Raw genomic sequence first — 19,083 nt, forward strand, 5'->3', positions numbered from 1 at the left:
CTTGCCCGCGCGCCACCCTAAAAGTGTGGCGACTTTGGCCGCAGGCCACCCCAGAATTCCTTGGAGCCAAATCCAAATCGGACATTGACGCAAAGGAAACCTCATGGGCCAAGAGCAGATTGAAGCACCCGACGTCGCGGCGTTGCCCAGCGACGAAGAGCGCCTGATGCTGCAAGAGAGTCTGCATCGCCTACTGGAGCGGCTTTGGCCCGCCGACCGGGCCGTGGCGCTGGCGGCGGACCCGCAAGCCGTCGCATCGATCTCGCAAGCCCTTGCCGAACAAGGCGTGACCAGCCTGGGCAGCGAGCCCCTCGAAGGCGGCCTGCGCGAGATCTTCGTGGTCCTTGAAGAACTGGGCCGCGCCGCCTGCCCTGCACCGATGATCGGCGCGGCGCTCGCCAACCTGGCTTTGTCGCCCGCGCGCAGCTCGTCGGACGAGGCAGCGTCGCTATTGGCCTCGCTGCACCGGGGCGACGCCGCCGTGAGTTTCGCATTCGGCAGTTTTGATGGCGACCCGCAAGCGGGGGGCGTGCAGTTCGTCGACGGTAAGTTGAACGGCCGCATGGCGTATGTCGAGGCAGCGATGCATGCCACCCACCTGCTGGTGCTTGCGGAGCCAGGGCCGGCGCTTGCGATCGTGCCCCGGAGCGCGCCCGGCCTGACCGTGCAGGAAACGCCGGGGCTGGCGGTCCCCCCCCTGGCGACCGTGCGCTTCGATCACGTGCCAGCACCGACGGTGGCGGTCTCGCGCGCGCTGGCAGAGGATCTGAATCGGATCAGCGGGCTCGCGTTACTGGCGCGTGCACTGGGCGCGGCCCGACAAGGCTTCGACATGGCCGTCGCCTATGCCAAGGAGCGGCATCAGTTCGGTCAGCCGATTGGGCGCTTCCAGGCGCTGCAGCACAAGCTGGCGAACTGCCTGATGGCTCTGGAAGCCGGGCGGATGATGCTGCACAACGCGGCCAGGACGCACGACCTTGGCTCGGATAACTGGAGGATTCTCGGCGCCACCGCACGCGCCTTCGCCGGTCCCGCGCTGCGCCAAGTATCGCTTGAGACGCATCACACCTTCGGTGCGATCGGCTATTCGGAGGAGCATGAAGCACCGCGTCACTTCCGGCGCACGCATGCGGATCTGGCTCGCCACGGCGGCGTGCGGCGAGCGCGGGAAGAACTTGCACGGGCCCTGCTCGACGAGGGGCAAACGCTCCCCGAGCACGATCTCGGTTCAGCCGGCAACGTGTTTCGCGACGAGGTACGGGCGTGGCTGAAAGAAAACTGGTCCAGCACCAGCCAGACACGTGGGCCCGACCAGGCCTATGAGGAATGGGGCTTCGGCACGCAGTTCACCGCCCTGTTGGGGCGCAAGGGCTGGAACAGTATGAGCTGGCCGCGGGAATATGGTGGTCAGGGACGCACGCCTTACGAGCAACTCGCCTTTATGGAGGAAATCCAGCAAGCCGACGCACCAATGGGCGGCCGGGGCGACATCCAGGCGCATGCGCTGATGGCGTTCGGCACGCCAGAGCAAAAGGCCGAGTTTCTGCCCAAACTTGCGCGTGGTGAAATCACCTTCTGCCTCGGCTACAGCGAGCCGGGGTCAGGCTCGGACCTCGCCTCGATGCGGACGACGGCTGTGCGCGACGGCGACGATTGGGTCATCAATGGCCAGAAGATCTGGACCACGGCTGCTGAAAAGGCGGATTACATGTGGCTGGCAGCGCGTACCGACCGAAATGTGGCGCGGCCCCATGCAGGCATCAGTATTTTCATCGTGCCGATGACAAGCCCGGGCATCACGGTCCGTCCATCGATGGCGATGTATGGCCACACGTTCTGTCAGGAGTTTCTCGACAATGTCCGGGTACCCGCCAATGCGCTGATCGGGCAAGTCAACGATGGCTGGAACATCCTGACATCGGCGCTGGCTACCGAGCGGGTGATGATGGGCAGCTTCATAGCCAACGCCCGTGCGGAGTTCGAGCGCCTCGTTGGCTGCGTTCGCGGTGCGACGGCTGGCGATCGGATGCTGCGCGATGACGGCGCTGTTCGCGACCGCACCGGCGCCCTCGCGGCAGAGGTGGAGGCTGGGCGGCAACTGTTCATGAACAGCATCGCCATGGCGGAGCAAGGGAAGGCACCGATCCACGAAGCGGCGATGAGCAAGACCTACACGGGCGAGTTGCTGGAGCGCCTGGGCCAGTCCGCGCTCGACATCCTGGGTACCGGGGCCACTTTGTCTGAGGACGCTGAGGGCGCGATCGCCAGGGGCAAGTTCGAACAGTTGCTGCGTTACTCGATATTGGTTGTGATCGGCGGGGGCACCGCGGAAATCCAGCGCAACCTGATCGCGCAGCGTGGGTTGGGGTTACCGCGTTAGTCGCAAACAGGCATATTTGATTCGCAAGGCTGCCTCAGCCGAGGCTTCATTTTGTTCGAGGTACATTGTGATCGGCAAACAGGACTCGGACCGTCCCGACCGCGCCATGCTCGCGGATCTGAGGACGCTGCGGGCTGAGATCCGCGGCACGCGCCGTCAGGCTAACCGCGCCGCGCCAGCAGAGGGTCGCTGGGGCACGGACACCTACCGGGCTGCGCTAGCGGCGGTCTTCGACGAGTGGATTTGCGTAAGCAGCGGGCAGCGGCAACTGGTGTGCTTTGCGTCAGCCGCCGAGATCGGCGTCTTGCTGGAGCGGCACGTCGACCGCTGCCGGGCCACGGCCATGCAATCTGGGCGCGAGGTGCTGCGCGTGCTCTATTGGACGGTGATGCGGCGATGGGCGTGCCCGCGCCGTCTCTGGGCTGTTGCAGGATTCCCGCCACGCATCCGGCCATCCCGCGCTGCATCGGATCTCGGCGGCCTCGCGCCGCCGGTACTCGGCGCATCTCGAGATCATGTTACGTGAACACCAATGCCGGACCTGTAACGCCCTATGGGTTATGAGCAGCACCTCCGCCGACCCGTTCGTGGGCTGGACTTTACGGACAAACAAGACCCTCGCAAGTGCACTTCCCCGGGATACGACCGATGGGAAATGCAGCGGGTGAAGGAGCAGATTGCGGCCATCATCAACCAACTCGCGAAGCCTAGAAAAATGGCAGGTCAAACATGCAACTCGCTGATCACAAAAAAATGACTCTAGATGAACTCCGATTTCTCGCCTCCAAACTGAGCGAGGGGTCCTTGCTCAAACAGACGATTCTGCGACTGATTGCGGAACAGGAACGTCATCTGCGTCAGCAGGCAGCCATGCCGCTGACAAAAAGCCTGACAAAAAGGGGGCGCCTTGATTCCGCTGCCATTTACCGTAGTAGAGGCCGTGCCAAGATACCGGGAGCTTGCTAGGTAGCTTGGGATAAGCTACTGCAGCGACGTGCTCCACACTTGACCTAACAATTGATTTTCTATGAAATAGCAGTGCCTTAGTGGAGATATTTCGAATTTGACGAATCCCGGCGTATGGCCGCTCTGGCCGATTCTCTGCCGTTGGCTCAGGACTCAGCTACGGCCGGTCTCGGGCCATCGGGCGACATTCAACGATACAGGCTCAAAAGGGCCACAATCCCAAGCCGGCTTTCTCTGAAATGCCAGTGCCGAATGCCACGCACGCCAAAATGCTTCAAGCCGTCCGGCGCCTCGTCGATATTCAGTTTGAGCACCTTCAATCGTCCCGCATAGTCGGCCGCGAGTGTCTCCAGATGGGGGGCCAGTGCCAGACACGGCCGCACCACGGCGCCCAGACATCCACCAGAACGGGAATATCGCCCTGCACGTCGCGGTCGAACGTGGACTGCGTCGTTTCGCTAATCGTCATGCTTTCCTCACTTCAGTTAGGATTGTGTCAAATCGATGGAGATGCTGCATAGCGCCGCCAGACCTCTCAAGTTCAGCGACCTCTGGTGTGTCAGCCGGGTATAGCGCATTGGCGCAGTAGCGCTATTGGCCCCCCCTGGAGAACGCGCGTCGGCACGCCGTGCCCGGCTCCATCCGGATCCAGCCCCGCTTGGCGCATGACAGGTGTCATCTGCGCGTCGAGGACGATGGCCCGGGCATTCCGGCCGACTTTGCACCGCATGTCTTCGAAGCCTTCCGCCGCGCGGAAGGTGACAGCGCCGGCAGCGCAGGAAGTGCGGGAAGTGGGTTGGGACTGGCCGTGGTTCCCGCCATCGCGCATGCTCACGGCGGGCAGGCCATGTGCAGTCCGACCACCGGTGGCGGAACGCAGCTCGAGTTGAACTGGCCCGACCGGGCGGGCCAGCCCTAAACGTGAGCGACTAACCGGTAGCGCACACTCCTTTGCCACGCGAACGACGACAGGCCCTGAGCAACAAACTGGCGCTCAGGGCGGATCTTGTGCACATCCAATGGCATCAGGCAACTCGGAACGCCGCCATTCACACTATGAATGGCTGAGTGTTCAGGCAATGAATTTCAAAAATGAGCGACGGGCCGCTATCCTGCTTCCGGTGAGTTGGTGAGCGCACGGTGGCGGAACGATATCTCGCAGGTCAAGAACAGGCATCGTTCGGACGGAGAACAACGTCGGCTTTCGACCCGCGGCGGGCAGCAGAACGTGGCGGACGCGCACGGCGCCTCCGTCGAACGCCTTGTGCTGAACCTTCGTATCCGCAACCGCGGCGTCTCCAGGTACTTCTTCAACGCGGAATCGTTGCAGCTGGCCTGCCTTCACGGCATCCCGTATCTAGACGATCCTGAATGGCGCAGTTTTCCAAAATCTCGGGTGAACACCCGAACGCCCCCTGACCATGACACACGCATCACAGCAACTCGATATCGCCCGGCTGGCGCGATATCTGGAAGATCATGTCCCCGGCTTCGAGGGCCCCGTCGTTGCCACGAAGTTCTCCGGCGGTCAGTCGAACCCCACCTTTCTCCTGCGGACACCCAAAGCACGCTACGTGCTGCGCCGGCAACCGCCAGGCGACTTGCTGAAATCCGCCCATGCCGTCGACCGCGAATTTCGCGTCCTGACCGCGCTATCCGGCACGGCGCTACCCGTGGCGCGCCCATATCTCCTGTGCGAAGACCGCGATGTCATCGGCAGCATGTTCTACCTGATGAGCTTCGAAGACGGGCGCATCTTCTGGAACCCTGCCCTGCCCGACACGCCGCACGCCGACCGCGCCATCTACTTCGACGCGATGCTGCGCACCATGGCCGCACTGCATGACATCGATGTCGAATCGGTCGGGCTGGCCGACTACGGTAAGCCCGGCAATTACTTCGCACGTCAGATCGGCGTCTGGACCAAGCAGTACCGCCAGGCGGAGACGCAGGGCATCGAGGCGATGGAGCGGCTCATTGAATGGTTGCCGTCGGCCTGTCCGGCGGATACGGACAAGCCCTCACTCGTGCATGGCGACTTCCGGCTCGACAACATGATGTTCGAGCCCCACAGCTACCGCCTGAAAGCCGTACTAGACTGGGAGCTGTCCACGCTGGGCAACCCTCTGGCGGATCTGGCGTACTTCTGCATGTGCCTGAGATTACCGTCGAGCTCGCCTGTTCCCGGGCTCGCGGGGCAGGATCGCGACGCTCTTGGGATTCCTCAGGAAGCACAAATGGTCGCGCGCTATTGCGAGCTGCGCGGCATCGCCCCGATTGAGAACTGGCACTTCTATCTGGCGTTCAGCTTCTTCCGCCTGGCCGCCATTGCGCAGGGCGTCAAGCAACGCGCGCTCAACGGCAACGCATCGAGCGCGCAGGCGAGCAAGGCCGGAGACATGGCGGGGCTGCTCGCAGAAGAAGCCGTGCGATTGATCGACACCCAACACTGAGACTGCTGCAGCCCAAAACGCACAACACCATTGGAGGAGCAAAGCATGAGCACGAATCTGTTCAATCTGACCGGAAAGATCGCACTGGTAACGGGCGCCAGCCGTGGCATTGGCGAGGAGATCGCCAAGCTGCTTGCGGAACAGGGCGCGCACGTGATCGTGTCCAGCCGCAAGCTGGGCGACTGCGAGGCCGTCGCCGAGAGCATCCGCGCGGCAGGCGGCAAGGCCGAAGCCATCGCCTGCCACGTCGGCCGCATGGAAGACATCGCTGCCGCGTTCGACCATATCCGCCGCTCGCACGGCAGGCTCGATATTCTCGTCAATAACGCGGCTGCCAATCCGCATTTCGGGCACATCCTCGAAACCGATCTCGCTGCGTATGAGAAGACTGTGGAAGTGAACATCCGAGGCTACTTTTTTATGTCGGTCGAGGCCGGCAGGATGATGAAGGCACAAGGCGGGGGAACCATCGTCAATACCGCATCGGTCAACGCGCTGCACCCTGGCGACAAGCAGGGCATCTACTCCATCACCAAGGCCGCCGTGGCCCACATGACGCGTGCGTTCGCCATGGAGTGCGGACCCTTGGGCATCCGCGTCAACGCCCTGCTGCCGGGCCTGACCAAGACCAAGTTCGCCGGTGCGCTGTTCGAGGACAAGGAGAGCTACGAGCGCCAGATCAACGAGATCCCGCTCCGCCGCCACGCCGAACCGCGCGAGATGGCGGGCACGGTGCTCTACCTGGTATCCGATGCCGCGAGCTACACCAACGGCGAATGCATCGTCGTCGATGGCGGCATGACGGTCTGACGAGCAGAGACAGCGCCTCGCGCACACAGTCCAAACAAGAGGTAGACCATGCAGATAGGAATCCCGAAGGAGACTCGGGCGGGAGAGGCGCGCGTCGCCGCCACCCCGGAAACCGTCAAGAAGTACGTTGCGCAAGGCCATCAGGTAACGGTGCAAGCCGGTGCCGGCGTCCGCGCCAGTATTCCCGACGCGGCGTTCGAAGCAGCAGGTGCGCGCATCGGCTCCGCTGCCGATGCGCTCGGTGCCGCACTCGTGCTGAAGGTGCGTGCGCCCGATGATGCCGAGCGCGCCCAGTTCAAGCCCGGCTCGGTGCTGGTCGGCATGCTCAATCCGTTCGACATCGAAAACAACGCGCGCATGGCCAGCGCCGCGATCACCGCGTTCGCGCTCGAGGCGGCGCCGCGCACCACGCGCGCGCAAGGCATGGACGTGCTGTCGTCGCAGGCCAACATCGCCGGCTACAAGGCCGTGCTGGTGGCCGCGCACCACTACCAGCGCTTCATGCCGATGCTGATGACGGCAGCGGGCACGGTCAAGGCCGCGCGCGTACTGATTCTTGGCGCGGGCGTGGCAGGCCTGCAGGCCATCGCCACGGCCAAGCGCCTGGGCGCCGTGATCGAAGGCTCCGACGTGCGCCCCGCCGTGAAGGAGCAGATCGAATCGCTCGGCGGCAAATTCCTCGACGTGCCGTTCCTCACCGATGAAGAGCGCGAGATCGCGCAAGGCGTGGGCGGCTATGCTCGTCCGATGCCTGCCGACTGGATGCGCCGCCAGGCCGAACTGGTGCACCAGCGCGCCACCCAGGCCGACATCGTCATCACCACCGCGCTGATCCCGGGCCGCAAAGCGCCCGTGCTGCTGCAGGAAGACACCGTCAAGCAGATGAAGCCAGGCTCGGTCGTCGTCGACCTCGCCGCGGCGCAGGGCGGCAACTGCCCACTGACCGTCGCCGACGAAGTGGTCGAACGCCATGGCGTGACGCTGATCGGCCACACGAACCTAGCGAGCATGGTGGCAGCCGACGCGTCCGCGCTTTACGCGCGCAACGTGCTGGACTTCCTCAAGCTGATCATCGACAAGGACGCCCGCTACACACTGAATCTCGAGGACGACATCGTCGCCGCTTGCCTGATGTGCAATGACGGCCAGATCGCCAGACAAGCTGCGTGAGCAGCGCCAGTATTGAAGCAACGGAGGAGAAGTCGATGGAAATGGTGAACCACACGGTGATCAACCTGATCATCTTCGTGCTGGCGATCTACGTGGGCTACCACGTGGTCTGGACGGTGACGCCCGCCCTGCACACCCCGCTGATGGCCGTGACCAACGCGATCTCGGCCATCATCATCGTCGGCGCCATGCTGGCCGCCGGCCTGACCGAGGGCCCCGTGGGCCGCACCATGGGCACGCTGGCCGTCGCGCTCGCCGCGGTCAACGTGTTCGGTGGCTTCCTGGTGACGCAGCGCATGCTGGAGATGTTCAAGAAAAAGGAACCCAAGGCCAAGGCCGGCAAGGGTCATGAGGAGGGCGCCAAGTGAGCATGAACCTCGTCACCCTGCTCTACCTGCTCGCCTCGGTCTGCTTCATCCAGGCGTTGAAGGGCCTGTCCCATCCCAGTTCCGCGCGGCGCGGCAACGCCTTCGGCATGATCGGCATGGCCATCGCCGCGGTGACCACGCTGGTGCTGATCGTCAAGCTCAAGAATGAGTTCCTGGCCATCGGCGCGGGCCAGTCGTCGGTCGCCGAAGGCATGGCGCTGATCTTCGGCGCGCTGGTGGTCGGTGGCGGCATCGGTGCCTTCGTGGCGCGACGGGTCGAGATGACCAAGATGCCCGAACTGGTAGCCGCCATGCACTCGCTGATCGGTATGGCCGCGGTCTGCATCGCGGTGGCCGTGGTGGCCGAGCCGTCGGCGTTCAGCATCACGCCGCCGGGCTCGCACGATATCCCGTTTGGCAACCGCATCGAGCTGTTCATCGGCTGCTTCGTGGGGGCCATCACCTTCTCCGGTTCGGTGATCGCCTTCGGCAAGCTGTCGGGCAAGTACAAGTTCCGCCTGTTCCAGGGCGCGCCGGTGTCCTTCGCCGGGCAGCATCTGCTGAACCTGCTGCTGGCGGTGGCCATGATCGGCTTCGGCATCATCTTCTGCCTGTCGCAGGACTGGCTGCCCTTCCTGCTGATGCTGGCGATCGCCTTTGTGCTGGGCGTGCTGATCATCATCCCGATCGGTGGCGCCGACATGCCGGTGGTGGTGTCGATGCTCAACTCGTACTCGGGTTGGGCGGCGGCGGGCATCGGCTTCTCGCTGAACAACCCGATGCTGATCATCGCCGGCTCGCTGGTGGGGTCAAGCGGCGCCATCCTCTCGTACATCATGTGCCGCGCGATGAACCGCTCGTTCTTCAATGTGCTGCTTGGCGGCTTTGGCGGCGCGCCCGCGGCGGCCGCTGCCGGCGGCCAGGCGCAGCGCAACGTGAAGTCCGGCTCGGCCGACGACGCGGCCTTCCTGATGGGCAATGCCGAGACCGTGATCATCGTCCCGGGCTATGGCCTGGCGGTGGCGCGCGCGCAGCATGCGCTCAAGGAACTGACCGAGAAGCTGGTCGAGAAAGGCGTGACGGTGAAGTACGCCATCCACCCGGTGGCGGGCCGCATGCCGGGCCACATGAACGTGCTGCTGGCCGAGGCCGAGGTGCCCTACGACCAGGTCTTCGAGATGGAAGACATCAACAGCGAGTTCGGCCAGGCGGATGTGGTGCTGGTGCTGGGCGCCAACGACGTGGTGAACCCGGCCGCCAAGACCGATCCCAACTCGCCGATTGCCGGCATGCCGATCCTGGAAGCCTACAAGGCCAAGACCATCATCGTGAACAAGCGTTCGATGGCCGCCGGCTACGCGGGCCTGGACAACGAGCTGTTCTACATGGACAAGACCATGATGGTGTTCGGCGACGCCAAGAAGGTGGTGGAAGACATGGGCAAGGCGGTCTGACGGCCACGCCAGATTCCGTGAAGCCCCAGCGTGTTTCTGGGCGCTTCACGGCCGATTTTCCGCATCGTGCATCAGATGCATCAGTTGCTCGCGCAGCCACCGGTTGCCCGGGTCCCGGTCAGCACTGCGGTGCCAGTAGCAATGCCACTCCAGATCGGGAATCGCGAACGGCAGCTCAAGGATGCGCGCCGGATACCGCTGCAGGAGCCGCAGCGGCGCTGTCAGCGCCAGATCGGAGCGCATTGCGATCAGCGGCGCGACCATGTAATGCTGCACGCGCATCCTGATGTCCCGGCGCTGACCAAGCCGCGTCAGTTCTGCATCGACATACCCACTGCCCCGGCGGCGGCTAGACACGTGGATATGCCCCATCGCCAAGTAATCCGCTATAGATAGCGCATCACCCTTGAACGGGTGGTCATGCCGGATCATGCACGCGTAGCGATCCTGGCCAAGCGGTGCGTGGTGGAGATACGGGTCGGAGATCAACGGCGCGTCGATGGCGAGGGCGATTGAGCCGTTCGCGAGCGCAGTGGGGACTTCATTGCGGTCAGTGTAGTAACTACGCACGTGCATGCCGGGGGCATGCTGTTGCAACTGCTCACCCAGCGCTGGCAGTACCAGCGCTTCGGTCAAATCGCTCATGCTGACGGGAAAGACACGTCCCGACGCAGCAGGATCGAATACATCCCCTTCATGCACACTGGACTCGAGCAATTGCAGCGCCTCGCGCACGCGGCCAACGATGTTTTCCGACATTGGCGTCGGCATCATTCCGGCCGGTGTGCTGACGAAGAGCTGATCGTTGAAGGTTCTACGCATCCGCGCCAGCGCGTTGCTGACGGCAGGTTGCGTGATACACAGCGCTTCGGCGGCGCGCGTCAGGTTGCGATGACGGTAGATCGCATCAAACGCGAAGAAAAGATTCAGGTCAACCTTTGAGAGGCGCACCGCCATATCCCCCTGGCGACGTCATAGGACGAAGGACTCGCAAACGCTTTGGCCCGATGTACCGCCATGTACATCGGGCCTTGTTCCGAAACATCGACGCGATCACTGCGATGTCCGCTCGAGGCCGCGAAGCGCGTGGTTCGGATCGAACCTCAGCTCTTCCTTCCGCACGCGCTCAAGGGCGCAGTAGGCGTAGTAGATTGCCGGCATGAGATAAGCCCAGGTGCACAGTGCCAGCGTGTAGAAGTTGAACACAACGTTCGTTTCCTCGCCGGGGATCTTATAAAAGTCGTAGATACATGCGATCGCTTGGCAAGCCACCAAAGCCAAGAAAAGTGCCATCGCGCGGAACACCGCGCCAATACCAAGCAATCTCTTGATGACGAAGGCGATATAGACCGACAGCAGCCCCGACATGACCACGTAGTAGTAGGGCAGGACCGCCTCCATGAAGTGGGCGCCAATCAGAACGAATGTCGCCGCGAACGAGGCCACAAACGCTATCACGTCCAGGCGAATCGACGGCTTATAGCCATGCGTGACGGCCGTCATGCCGGCCACGGCGATGATGGGCATGCCAAAGCCGCGGGAGAACGCATCGAAGAAGTGGGAGATCGCATATGAAACCGATGACCCGGTAGCGAAGAACACGATGGCATTCGTCGCAGAGGTTCCGACAACCCACATCTCGATCCCGAGAAGATAGTTGTGCTTCTTGACAAACTTCCAACCGTAGACAAACGAACTCAAAGCCAGCAAGGCGCTGGAAAGAACGAGAGTGAGTGATCTGGGATCCATGAATAAACTCCAGTACCAGTGATTGATTGCGCGTGGCGCGTCAAGGTTGTTTCGGTTCAAGACTCGCGAGATAGCTGGCAATCGCCTTGCGGTCTTCTGGTGAGGCGCCTTCTGCGATGCGCTTCATCATGCCGGTCGCTTCGCTGCGTGTGCCGGACGAAAATGCATCGAATTGCGCCAGGATGTAGTCGTAGCCTTGGCCAGCCAGACGCGGAAACTGGTCATGCCCCATCAGTTGCGGCCCGTGGCATGCCGCACAGTTCCCACCTGCTACCAGTTGCTGCCCCTTTCCACGCAACTGCGGATCCGGCTTGAAGTAGTGGTTTGCGACGGGCGACACCTTGGAGAAGTAATCCGCCAGGTTTTTGATCTGCGACTCCCCCATCGTCATCGACAACGGTCCCATATTCGCGCTGCGTCGTGAGCCATCCGCAAAATTGCGAAGCTGCGTCTCCAGGTAGGCGGCAGGCTGCCCTGCCAGGCTCGGATAGCCTTGATGGAGCGAATTGCCTTTGACTCCATGGCACATGAAGCAGGTGTCGTTCACGTGGGGCCAGGGACCTCCGTCAGCGTCATAAGCCTTGGCCGACGCGTCGATAAAGCGGTCCAGCCGATAGAGATCGAGCATTTCCGGACCATAGAAGATCAGCGCCAGAGCGGCGGTGATGGCGGCAACGCCGATCAGAATGACTTTCTTCATGTTCGGCCCCTTATGCTCGCCGCAGTGCATTGAGCACCTGGAGAGATGCCTGATGGCCGGATCGCACCGCGCCATCCATGTAGCCGGCCCAGATCTCCGCGGTCTCGGTGCCTGACCAGATCAGGTTGCCGCACGGTGGGCGAAGTGCCTCGCCGTGGGCGCTCCAGAACCCAGGCGGGATGGCGGAGATGCATGTAATGGACCAGGACTCTGCGTTGCCCCAGTCTTGATCGTGATAGGCCACGGGCGACAAGGCTTCACGGCCCCATGCCCGAGCGTAGAGTTCAGTCAGCATTGCCTTCGCCGCCTCACGCTCGGACGGAAGCATCGCATTCACAATGAATGCGTTGATAACCCCGATTTCTCCGCCCGGCGGAGAGTTGTCGTAGGCCCAGATCACCGGCCCGTTGACTTGGAAGATGTGTCCATTCAGGCCCTTGTCACGCCAGAACGGGCGACGGTAGACCATGGCTGTCTTGCGGGCCGGCGAATGGGCAGGCCATGCGCGCTGTAAAGCCGCGCGTTTCTCCGGCAGTGGCGGGTCGAATCGCACTTGATGGCACAGGGCCGGATGGATGGCCATGATGACTTTGCGGGCACGCACTTCGCCATGATCGGTATGCAGCGTGACGACATCCTCGTCCCAATGGGAAATTTGTCGCACCGGAGTCGACAGGCGCACCTTGTCGCCCAATTGCCGCGCTATCTTGAGGCTGAGGAGTTGCGAGCCACCAATGAAGCGGGTTTCCTGAGCGCTGTGCTTGATGCTGTCGAGCTGCGAGTAGTCGCAGTCTGCCGAGTTGATCATCGAGAGGAAATGCAAGAGCCCCATCTTGGCCGGCGCCGCGCCGCCGGAAAGGGTGATGCTTGCGTTCCAACCGACTTGATCTTCGGGCTTGATGTTCTGTTTGGCCAGCCAGTCGCCGACCGAGAGCTTGTCCAGTTCGCTGACTTTCGGTGATTTCCAAGGCGTGCCGGAAGGCACGTCGCGCGACAACTGGCTGAGCTTTCCGCTGACAGCCTCGTCCGTGCCAAACGTTCCTTTCAGATCGAGTTCCATCCGGCCATCGCCGCCCAGCATGACCGTCTTGCCATCGTAGTAGCTCGGGAACGTACCCACCTCCAGCTCGCGTGCCAGATCCGCCACGGCGGTCTGACCAGGCCCGATCCACTGACCGCCGACTTCGGAGACGTAGCCACCTTCGATGTTGTAGTTGAGCGTTCGTCCTCCCACGCGGTCTCGCGCCTCCAAGACTACGAAGGAGTTGCAGCCAGCCAGTTGAAGGTCACGAGCGGCGGTCAGTCCCGCCAGCCCCGCGCCAATAATGACGACGTCAAGAACGCCGTTCGATGTCTGCCCGGCCTTGACGGCACCGGCATCGGCCAGCCGGACGCCAAGCACCAAGCCGCCAGCGGCGACCGCAGCGCCAGCGCGTTTGAGCCAATGCCTGCGCGGCAGGTTGGTTGAATTGTCGGGAGGGATCTCTAACATGATGATTCCGTAACTGCCATGAAAATGTTGTTGCGTCCTATGCTTCATTGCGCATCGATCGCGAACCTGCGGATGTGCTGGCCGCCGCGAATGCTTCGGTGCCTGACGGCCCAGACCAGACCACGCAACACCAGCTGATTGGCCGTCTGCACGGCTGCGGTGCATTGCTCCAGGACCTCTTGTTCCGGGAACAGCATCAGTTCCGCCGCGCTCCCTAACACCAGCGCAATCTCAAACGGGGAACGTGTCGTCAGCGCCTGCCGCAGCAGACTGGAGAGGCGTCGCTCAATGGCTGCGCCATCCGTCCCCAGGTCGGCGGCGGCGTCCTTGCGAATGTTCTCCACTGAAGCCCGGATGAAGTGGAGCATTTCTTTTGCGGTAGGCTGCCGCACCCAGGAGGCTGCCGCGCTGCCGGAACATGTCGTCATGACAACCTCCCCCATGCGAAGGCCTTGTCCGTCGCTGCGTGGTGGCTTCCCGGCTGATGCGACAGCCAACGCGCACTCGCGACGTTTACTCCTTCGTCCATCCGTTTTGATAGAGCCGGCTTGCCAGCACGCCCAAGCGTGAAGTTAGAACATAGTTCTCGCCGTCCTCGATCAGTGCAGAGCGACAGTCGCGGAAGATCTTTTCGATCGGATACTCGCGCGTGGTGCCGTTGCCACCAAAGAGCTGGAATGCTTCGTGCGCGATTCTCATCGCTTCCTCGGTCACGCTGACCTTGGCTTGTGCGGTTGCGTACGGGTGGCTCTGCGGCGACATGCGTGCGTACGACAGGCTGCGGCGAGAAATCGCACGCGCCATCTCGAGCCGGCGCAGCATTTCGCCCAGCCGCAATTGCGTCATCTGGTGATCGATGAGCAGTGCGCCGCCCTGCTTGCGCTCGTGGCAATAGGCAAGGGCAAGCTCAAATGCGGAACGGGCCACGCCAGTGAAAACCTGACACATGTTCGTCCCGGCGTGCGACCACGCCGAAGCGATGTTGCCCAGATAGTCGTTCTTCAGTGCAATTGCAAAGCGCTTCGGCACCTTGACGTTGTCGAAGAAGACCTCACCCTGCGGCAGCCCGCGCTGACCGATCTTGTCCAGCGGCTTGCCCCGCGAGATGCCCGGCAGATCCAGCGGAATGATCATCCCGATGCCATTCGTGAACGCTCCGCGTTCGTCGGTGCCGTAGAAGCCGTCACCGTAATCTGCCGCCATGTATGCAAGCGCCACTTGCGCGACCGAGCCATTCGAGACCCACGACGAGTACTGCCCGTTGATAACGATTTCATCGGCACCGACTTTCGCGGTGACGTTGCCCAGAGACTGCCGTCCCTGCGCGCTGACTTCTTCGCGGTAGAGGATTGCTCCATCCGAGCCTCGGTCGGGCTGCGTGTTCGACCAGCAGCCCACCTTGCCGACGCACATGTCAATCAGTTCCTGATTGCCAACCGACTGCGCCACCATCATCGGCATGAGCGAGGCGGTGATCGAAATGGCCAGCCCCGCATCACCCCAACCAAGTTCTTCGCTGATGAGTGATTCAATACGAACGGCCATGTCGGGAGGAAACTGTTCGATCAGCTGTGGATCGAGCCCGAGCTTGGAGGCCTCGATCATGGCCGTCCAGTATGGAGATCCGGGAGCAATCACCTCTTCCGGTGTCATGCGATCGAGCTCCCGGCCGATCGGGCGCAGCACATCACGCGCAAAGCGGTGGACGGTGCTCTGGATCGCACTTTCCTCTTCACTCAACGGCGTCTCGAAACCGGTCAGCCCGACCGACGGCAACTCCACGTTTTTCTTCATGCGAATCATCTCAGCGCTCCTCGTTTCCTCGATACATGCCGACCAGACGCTCAATCTCGCGGACGGCCACTTTGTAGAACGACCTAACAAACATAGGTCACTGTACAAAACAAAAGGCAAAAAAAAAAGACAGGGTATTCCCCTGTCTTCCTGAACTGCAGCGGCAGTATTTCGTCGGCTACCTGGCGTGCGTCCTGGGCATCCCGAGCTGTACGATGGCATGGGCAGTCGCCGCGTATCGCTCTTCGAAGTCTTTCATGTTCGTCCGCTTCATGCGCCCGGTACCGAGTTGAAGCGCCAGCCCGTCGGCCAAGGAGATAACCAGCGAGGCAACGTGCATGCTCTCAGTGACATCGACCTTGGGGTTCATGCCACGAATCACGGTCGCGAGCTCGTTGGTAAGCGTCGCGTACCACTCGTCGAACAACTTGGCGCACTCCGGGTCGGTCGATGCGAACGAAAGGAAATGCCGCCACAACGCCACGTATTTGACGTCTTTCGCGTCGTGAAGCGTCTGCTGGAGCATCGCATCAAACACTTCATGTGGTGGTGCGTTGCTATCGACGACGCGCCTCAGATCCTCCAAGTACACATTGATCTCGGGTTCCATCACCGCCCGTAGCACAGCAGGCCGGCTCGGAAAATAATACTGGAGGTTGCTGATGCTGATCCCTGCCCGCACTGCCACCGCACGCAGCGAAAAGTCCATGGGGCCGACTTCGAGCAGGAGCTTTCTCGCCACGCGCACGATGGCATTGCGTGTGCGCACGCCTTGGGCCCGCAAACCGTCGGGGGACGTCCCCGCAGGTGCCGTCGTAGGCAGTTGACGCTTCTTGGTGGTGCGCCGCTCAACCGGCGCCTTTGTCGTTTCCGTCATGTTTGGACATCCAACCTAACAAAAGTGCTAATGATAGCGTCTCGAAGGGCGGAAGCGGCACAACCTGACAATAACTTCGAATTTCCCACGCTGCCGACATACGGCTTGTGCGACTACACCTGCCTGGCAGCATCGCGTACCTTGCGGTTCGTCCAGTCGTCCATCGCTGCCGCTCCACCCAGAGCCCCGTTAAGGACACACCATCGAATCGGTTCAGGCAATGTCGTAGGCGTGTCATGCTGCAATGCAGCAAGCAGCGGGGGCTCGGCACCATGAATCTGCTGGCCGATCATGTGGCCAACCATGGACTGGGCCGCCACACCGTGCCCGGAACACCCGGCAGAGTAGTAGATGTTCTGGTGGCCCCCTGTCTTCCCGACCACGGGCAGCGCATCACCGGCAAAGCTGATATAGCCGCTCCAGCATGCCCGAACGGCCAGGTTCTTCAAGGTCGGAAAGCGATCGTGCAGGGCACCCCTCAACTCGCGATACTGATCGTAGTCGGGCACATTCGGCGTCTTCGAGCCGTACGGATAGCGAAGCCGCTTGGTCGTCACAACGAGCGTGTTGTGCGCCGTCAAGCGATGGCTTTCCATGACAAAATGCGCAGTCATGATGCCTTCGCGTCGCCCCCAACCGAGGGATTTCAGTTGCACTGCGGAAAGCGGTTCGGTTTCGATGGCCGACACCCGCAAGGGCACCACCTTGTCCGCAAGAAGACCAAGCTGTGGGGTATAGGCGTTCGTGGCAAGCATCAAAACCGGAGCACTCGCGCTGCCACGTGGCGTCTTCACCTGAATGACGGAACCTTCCGTGTAAGACAGCAATGGCGTGTTCTCATAGATCCTGACGCCCGCGCGAAGTGCTGCACGCCGCAACCCCATCACGTACTTGCCGGGGTGGAGCGTACCGCCGCGCGGCGTATATTCGCCAAACAGGAACGCCGGAGGAATGCCCCGCGCACGCATCTGGGCCTGGTCCAGAAACTCCGATTGGATCCCAAATTCGGCGCTAGCCCGTACCCCCTCGCGCACTTTCTCTTCCTGCGACGGGTGAATCCCTGCCCGGATCAACCCGGACGGGTTGTAGTCGCAGTCGATCCCGTGTGCCTTCAGCTTGCCTTCAACGAAGGGGACAGCGTCTTCGTAGTAGCGGACGATCTCCTTCGCGCGCTCCTTGCCGATGTCCTTGAGAAAGAGGTCGTACTCGAGCGCTACGCCACCGCCCAGGTAGCCCGCGTTACGCCCGCTTGCTCCAAAGCCGGCAAACTCGCGCTCAAGGACGATGACTTTCGCCCCGCGCCTGGCTAGTTCCAGTGCGGCGGAGAGGCCCGCGAAACCGGCACCAACAATCACCACATCCGCGTTGACGTCTCCCTCCAGCGCCGGCTGCATGTCATCGGGCTTTTCCACCCATCCACCAAGGGCGCGATACTTCTCGAGATCGGCGGTTTCATTGGCACCCTCCAGCGATTCGGTGCGCGAGCCTTGCATCGCCGCCATGGCTGGCACGACGAATGCCGCGGCTGCCGCACCTTTCACGAAATTGCGGCGGGTCATTCCGGATTGGCCGTCCTGCCCGTCCCCCCTGGTATCGACATCCGTGGTCATCTCCAACTCCCTCCATCGTTGCTCAAGATGTGCACAGCCAGCGCGGCTTCTTCGATACCCTGGAAACCTCCACCGTTCTCCTGAATCGCGTGCCGCGCGCCACACACCTGGCGTGCGCCAGCCTCTCCACGCAACTGCGTTACCAGTTCATAAAGCTGCCCGATCCCCGTCGCACCCAGCGGATGCCCCTTCGACTCGAGGCCGCCGGACGTATTGATGGGAATGCGGCCGCCAATCGTGAAATCTCCGCGCTCGGCTGCAGGACCGCCCTGACCAAGTGGCACCAGGCCCAGGTTTTCGGCCTGGATGATTTCGCCCATTGCCGAGGCGTCATGCACTTCGGCAACGTCCATGTCCTTGGGGCTCAGACCGGCCTGCTCGTAAGCCTGCAACGCGGCCAGGCAGCCGATGTTCTTCTCCGGCTCGTCGATGCGCCGATGCGTGAAACTGCGAATCACGCTTGCTGCGACGCGAATGCAGCGGTTGCGGTCCGCGCCGATGCGTCGCAGCCCTTCCTCCGTGCAAAGTATCGCGGCAGCCGCACCGTCTGTGACAGGTGCGCACATAGGCAGCGTGATCGGGTAGGTGATCGGCGGAGCCGCGAGCACCTCATCGATCGTGTACGCCTGGCGGAACTGCGAATACGGGTTGTGCACAGAATGCCCGTGGTTCTTGGCCGAGACGGCGGCAATCTGCCGTTGCGTTGTGCCGTAGGTCTTCATGTGATAGCGGCACAGTGCGGCGTAGACCGACATGAAGCGACTGTACTGCCGGTCCGATTCCGAACCCGGTGGCGGCTCGACACCCTCACCGAGTCTCATCAGGCTTGCGAAATTCTCTTCAACACGCGACACATCCCACCCGCCCTCGAACAGCGCGAACGACTTTGCCTTGTCCGGCACGTTCATCTTTTCCACCCCGATGGCCAATGCCACGTCGCACGCGCCGGCCTTCAGGCTCTGGACCGCCAGGTGTACGGCGGTGCTGCCTGAAGCGCAGGCGTTCTCGACGTTGAACACTGGTATGCCTTCCAGCCCGATCTTGCTGAATACGACCTGGCCCGGAATCGACAGCTGGCCCTGCAACTGCCCGTTGGTGATACCTGCGTAGAATGCCGTGCCGATCGCATCTGCGCTGCAGCCGGCATCTTGCAGCGCACCGCGCAGGGCCTCGCCCGCGAGGTCATCGAGGCTGCGTTCGAAGTGCCGACCGAATACGGTCATGGCGATACCGACAATATAGATGTTGCTCATGGCTGCC

15 protein-coding genes and 2 pseudogenes are annotated in these 19,083 nt (G+C 62.3%); 7 read left to right on the forward strand and 10 right to left on the reverse strand.

The window, feature by feature from the left end:
* The first annotated feature begins 103 nt into the window (after positions 1-103).
* Entirely contained in the window at positions 104-2,380 is a 2,277-nt protein-coding gene (locus ACX12D_RS35765) for an acyl-CoA dehydrogenase (RefSeq protein ID WP_459377342.1), read from the forward strand.
* Positions 2,381-3,534: 1,154 nt separating this feature from the next.
* Here the strand turns inward: ACX12D_RS35765 and ACX12D_RS35770 are convergent.
* Positions 3,535-3,815, reverse strand: a pseudogene (locus tag ACX12D_RS35770) (thioredoxin family protein).
* A 135-nt stretch (positions 3,816-3,950) separates the two neighbouring features.
* Between ACX12D_RS35770 and ACX12D_RS35775 the strand changes: the two are divergent.
* From ACX12D_RS35775 to ACX12D_RS35800, 6 genes and pseudogenes are all read left to right on the forward strand, one after another.
* Positions 3,951-4,265 (forward strand): annotated as a pseudogene (locus tag ACX12D_RS35775) (ATP-binding protein); the annotation flags it as partial.
* Between the two features lie 502 nt (positions 4,266-4,767).
* Entirely contained in the window at positions 4,768-5,799 is a 1,032-nt protein-coding gene (locus ACX12D_RS35780) for a phosphotransferase (protein ID WP_459377343.1), read from the forward strand.
* Positions 5,800-5,844: 45 nt separating this feature from the next.
* On the forward strand, positions 5,845-6,609 hold the full coding sequence (locus ACX12D_RS35785) for an SDR family oxidoreductase (RefSeq protein ID WP_459377344.1): 765 nt from the start codon (positions 5,845-5,847) through the stop codon (positions 6,607-6,609).
* 48 nt (positions 6,610-6,657) lie between these two features.
* A complete protein-coding gene (locus tag ACX12D_RS35790; protein WP_459377345.1) occupies positions 6,658-7,779 on the forward strand; it encodes a Re/Si-specific NAD(P)(+) transhydrogenase subunit alpha in 1,122 nt (373 codons plus the stop codon).
* A 35-nt stretch (positions 7,780-7,814) separates the two neighbouring features.
* Positions 7,815-8,147, forward strand: coding sequence for an NAD(P) transhydrogenase subunit alpha part 2 (locus tag ACX12D_RS35795; RefSeq protein ID WP_045240719.1), 333 nt, complete (start codon positions 7,815-7,817; stop codon positions 8,145-8,147).
* Positions 8,148-8,149: 2 nt separating this feature from the next.
* A complete protein-coding gene (locus tag ACX12D_RS35800) occupies positions 8,150-9,601 on the forward strand; it encodes an NAD(P)(+) transhydrogenase (Re/Si-specific) subunit beta (protein ID WP_459377416.1) in 1,452 nt (483 codons plus the stop codon).
* Positions 9,602-9,646: 45 nt separating this feature from the next.
* Here the strand turns inward: ACX12D_RS35800 and ACX12D_RS35805 are convergent, their stop codons facing one another.
* The 9 genes from ACX12D_RS35805 to ACX12D_RS35845 all read right to left on the reverse strand — a co-directional run bounded on the left by ACX12D_RS35805 (position 9,647) and on the right by ACX12D_RS35845 (position 19,076).
* The gene (locus tag ACX12D_RS35805) at positions 9,647-10,552 is read right to left on the reverse strand and encodes a LysR family transcriptional regulator (RefSeq protein WP_459377417.1); all 906 of its coding nucleotides are present in this window, start codon (positions 10,550-10,552) and stop codon (positions 9,647-9,649) included.
* A 102-nt stretch (positions 10,553-10,654) separates the two neighbouring features.
* Positions 10,655-11,350 carry a hypothetical protein gene (locus ACX12D_RS35810; RefSeq protein WP_459377346.1) on the reverse strand — a complete coding sequence of 232 codons (696 nt, stop codon included), beginning with the start codon at positions 11,348-11,350 and terminating at the stop codon, positions 10,655-10,657.
* Positions 11,351-11,390: 40 nt separating this feature from the next.
* Entirely contained in the window at positions 11,391-12,050 is a 660-nt protein-coding gene (locus ACX12D_RS35815) for a c-type cytochrome (protein WP_459377347.1), read from the reverse strand.
* Between the two features lie 10 nt (positions 12,051-12,060).
* Positions 12,061-13,542 (reverse strand): flavin monoamine oxidase family protein, encoded by a 1,482-nt coding sequence (locus tag ACX12D_RS35820; protein WP_459377348.1) that lies wholly within the window; start codon positions 13,540-13,542, stop codon positions 12,061-12,063.
* Positions 13,543-13,586: 44 nt separating this feature from the next.
* Positions 13,587-13,970 carry a hypothetical protein gene (locus ACX12D_RS35825; protein ID WP_459377349.1) on the reverse strand — a complete coding sequence of 128 codons (384 nt, stop codon included), beginning with the start codon at positions 13,968-13,970 and terminating at the stop codon, positions 13,587-13,589.
* An 85-nt stretch (positions 13,971-14,055) separates the two neighbouring features.
* Complete coding sequence (locus ACX12D_RS35830) at positions 14,056-15,345, reverse strand: acyl-CoA dehydrogenase family protein (protein WP_459377350.1); 1,290 nt, start codon at positions 15,343-15,345, stop codon at positions 14,056-14,058.
* 169 nt (positions 15,346-15,514) lie between these two features.
* Entirely contained in the window at positions 15,515-16,213 is a 699-nt protein-coding gene (locus tag ACX12D_RS35835; protein ID WP_459377351.1) for a TetR/AcrR family transcriptional regulator, read from the reverse strand.
* 113 nt (positions 16,214-16,326) lie between these two features.
* Positions 16,327-17,823, reverse strand: a complete 1,497-nt coding sequence (locus ACX12D_RS35840; protein ID WP_459377352.1) for an NAD(P)/FAD-dependent oxidoreductase — start codon at positions 17,821-17,823, stop codon at positions 16,327-16,329.
* Positions 17,820-19,076 carry a thiolase family protein gene (locus ACX12D_RS35845; protein WP_459377354.1) on the reverse strand — a complete coding sequence of 419 codons (1,257 nt, stop codon included), beginning with the start codon at positions 19,074-19,076 and terminating at the stop codon, positions 17,820-17,822. The genes ACX12D_RS35840 and ACX12D_RS35845 overlap by 4 nt, the downstream gene beginning before the upstream one ends.
* Positions 19,077-19,083: the final 7 nt, after the last annotated feature.

The organism is Cupriavidus sp. PET2-C1 (assembly GCF_054515855.1).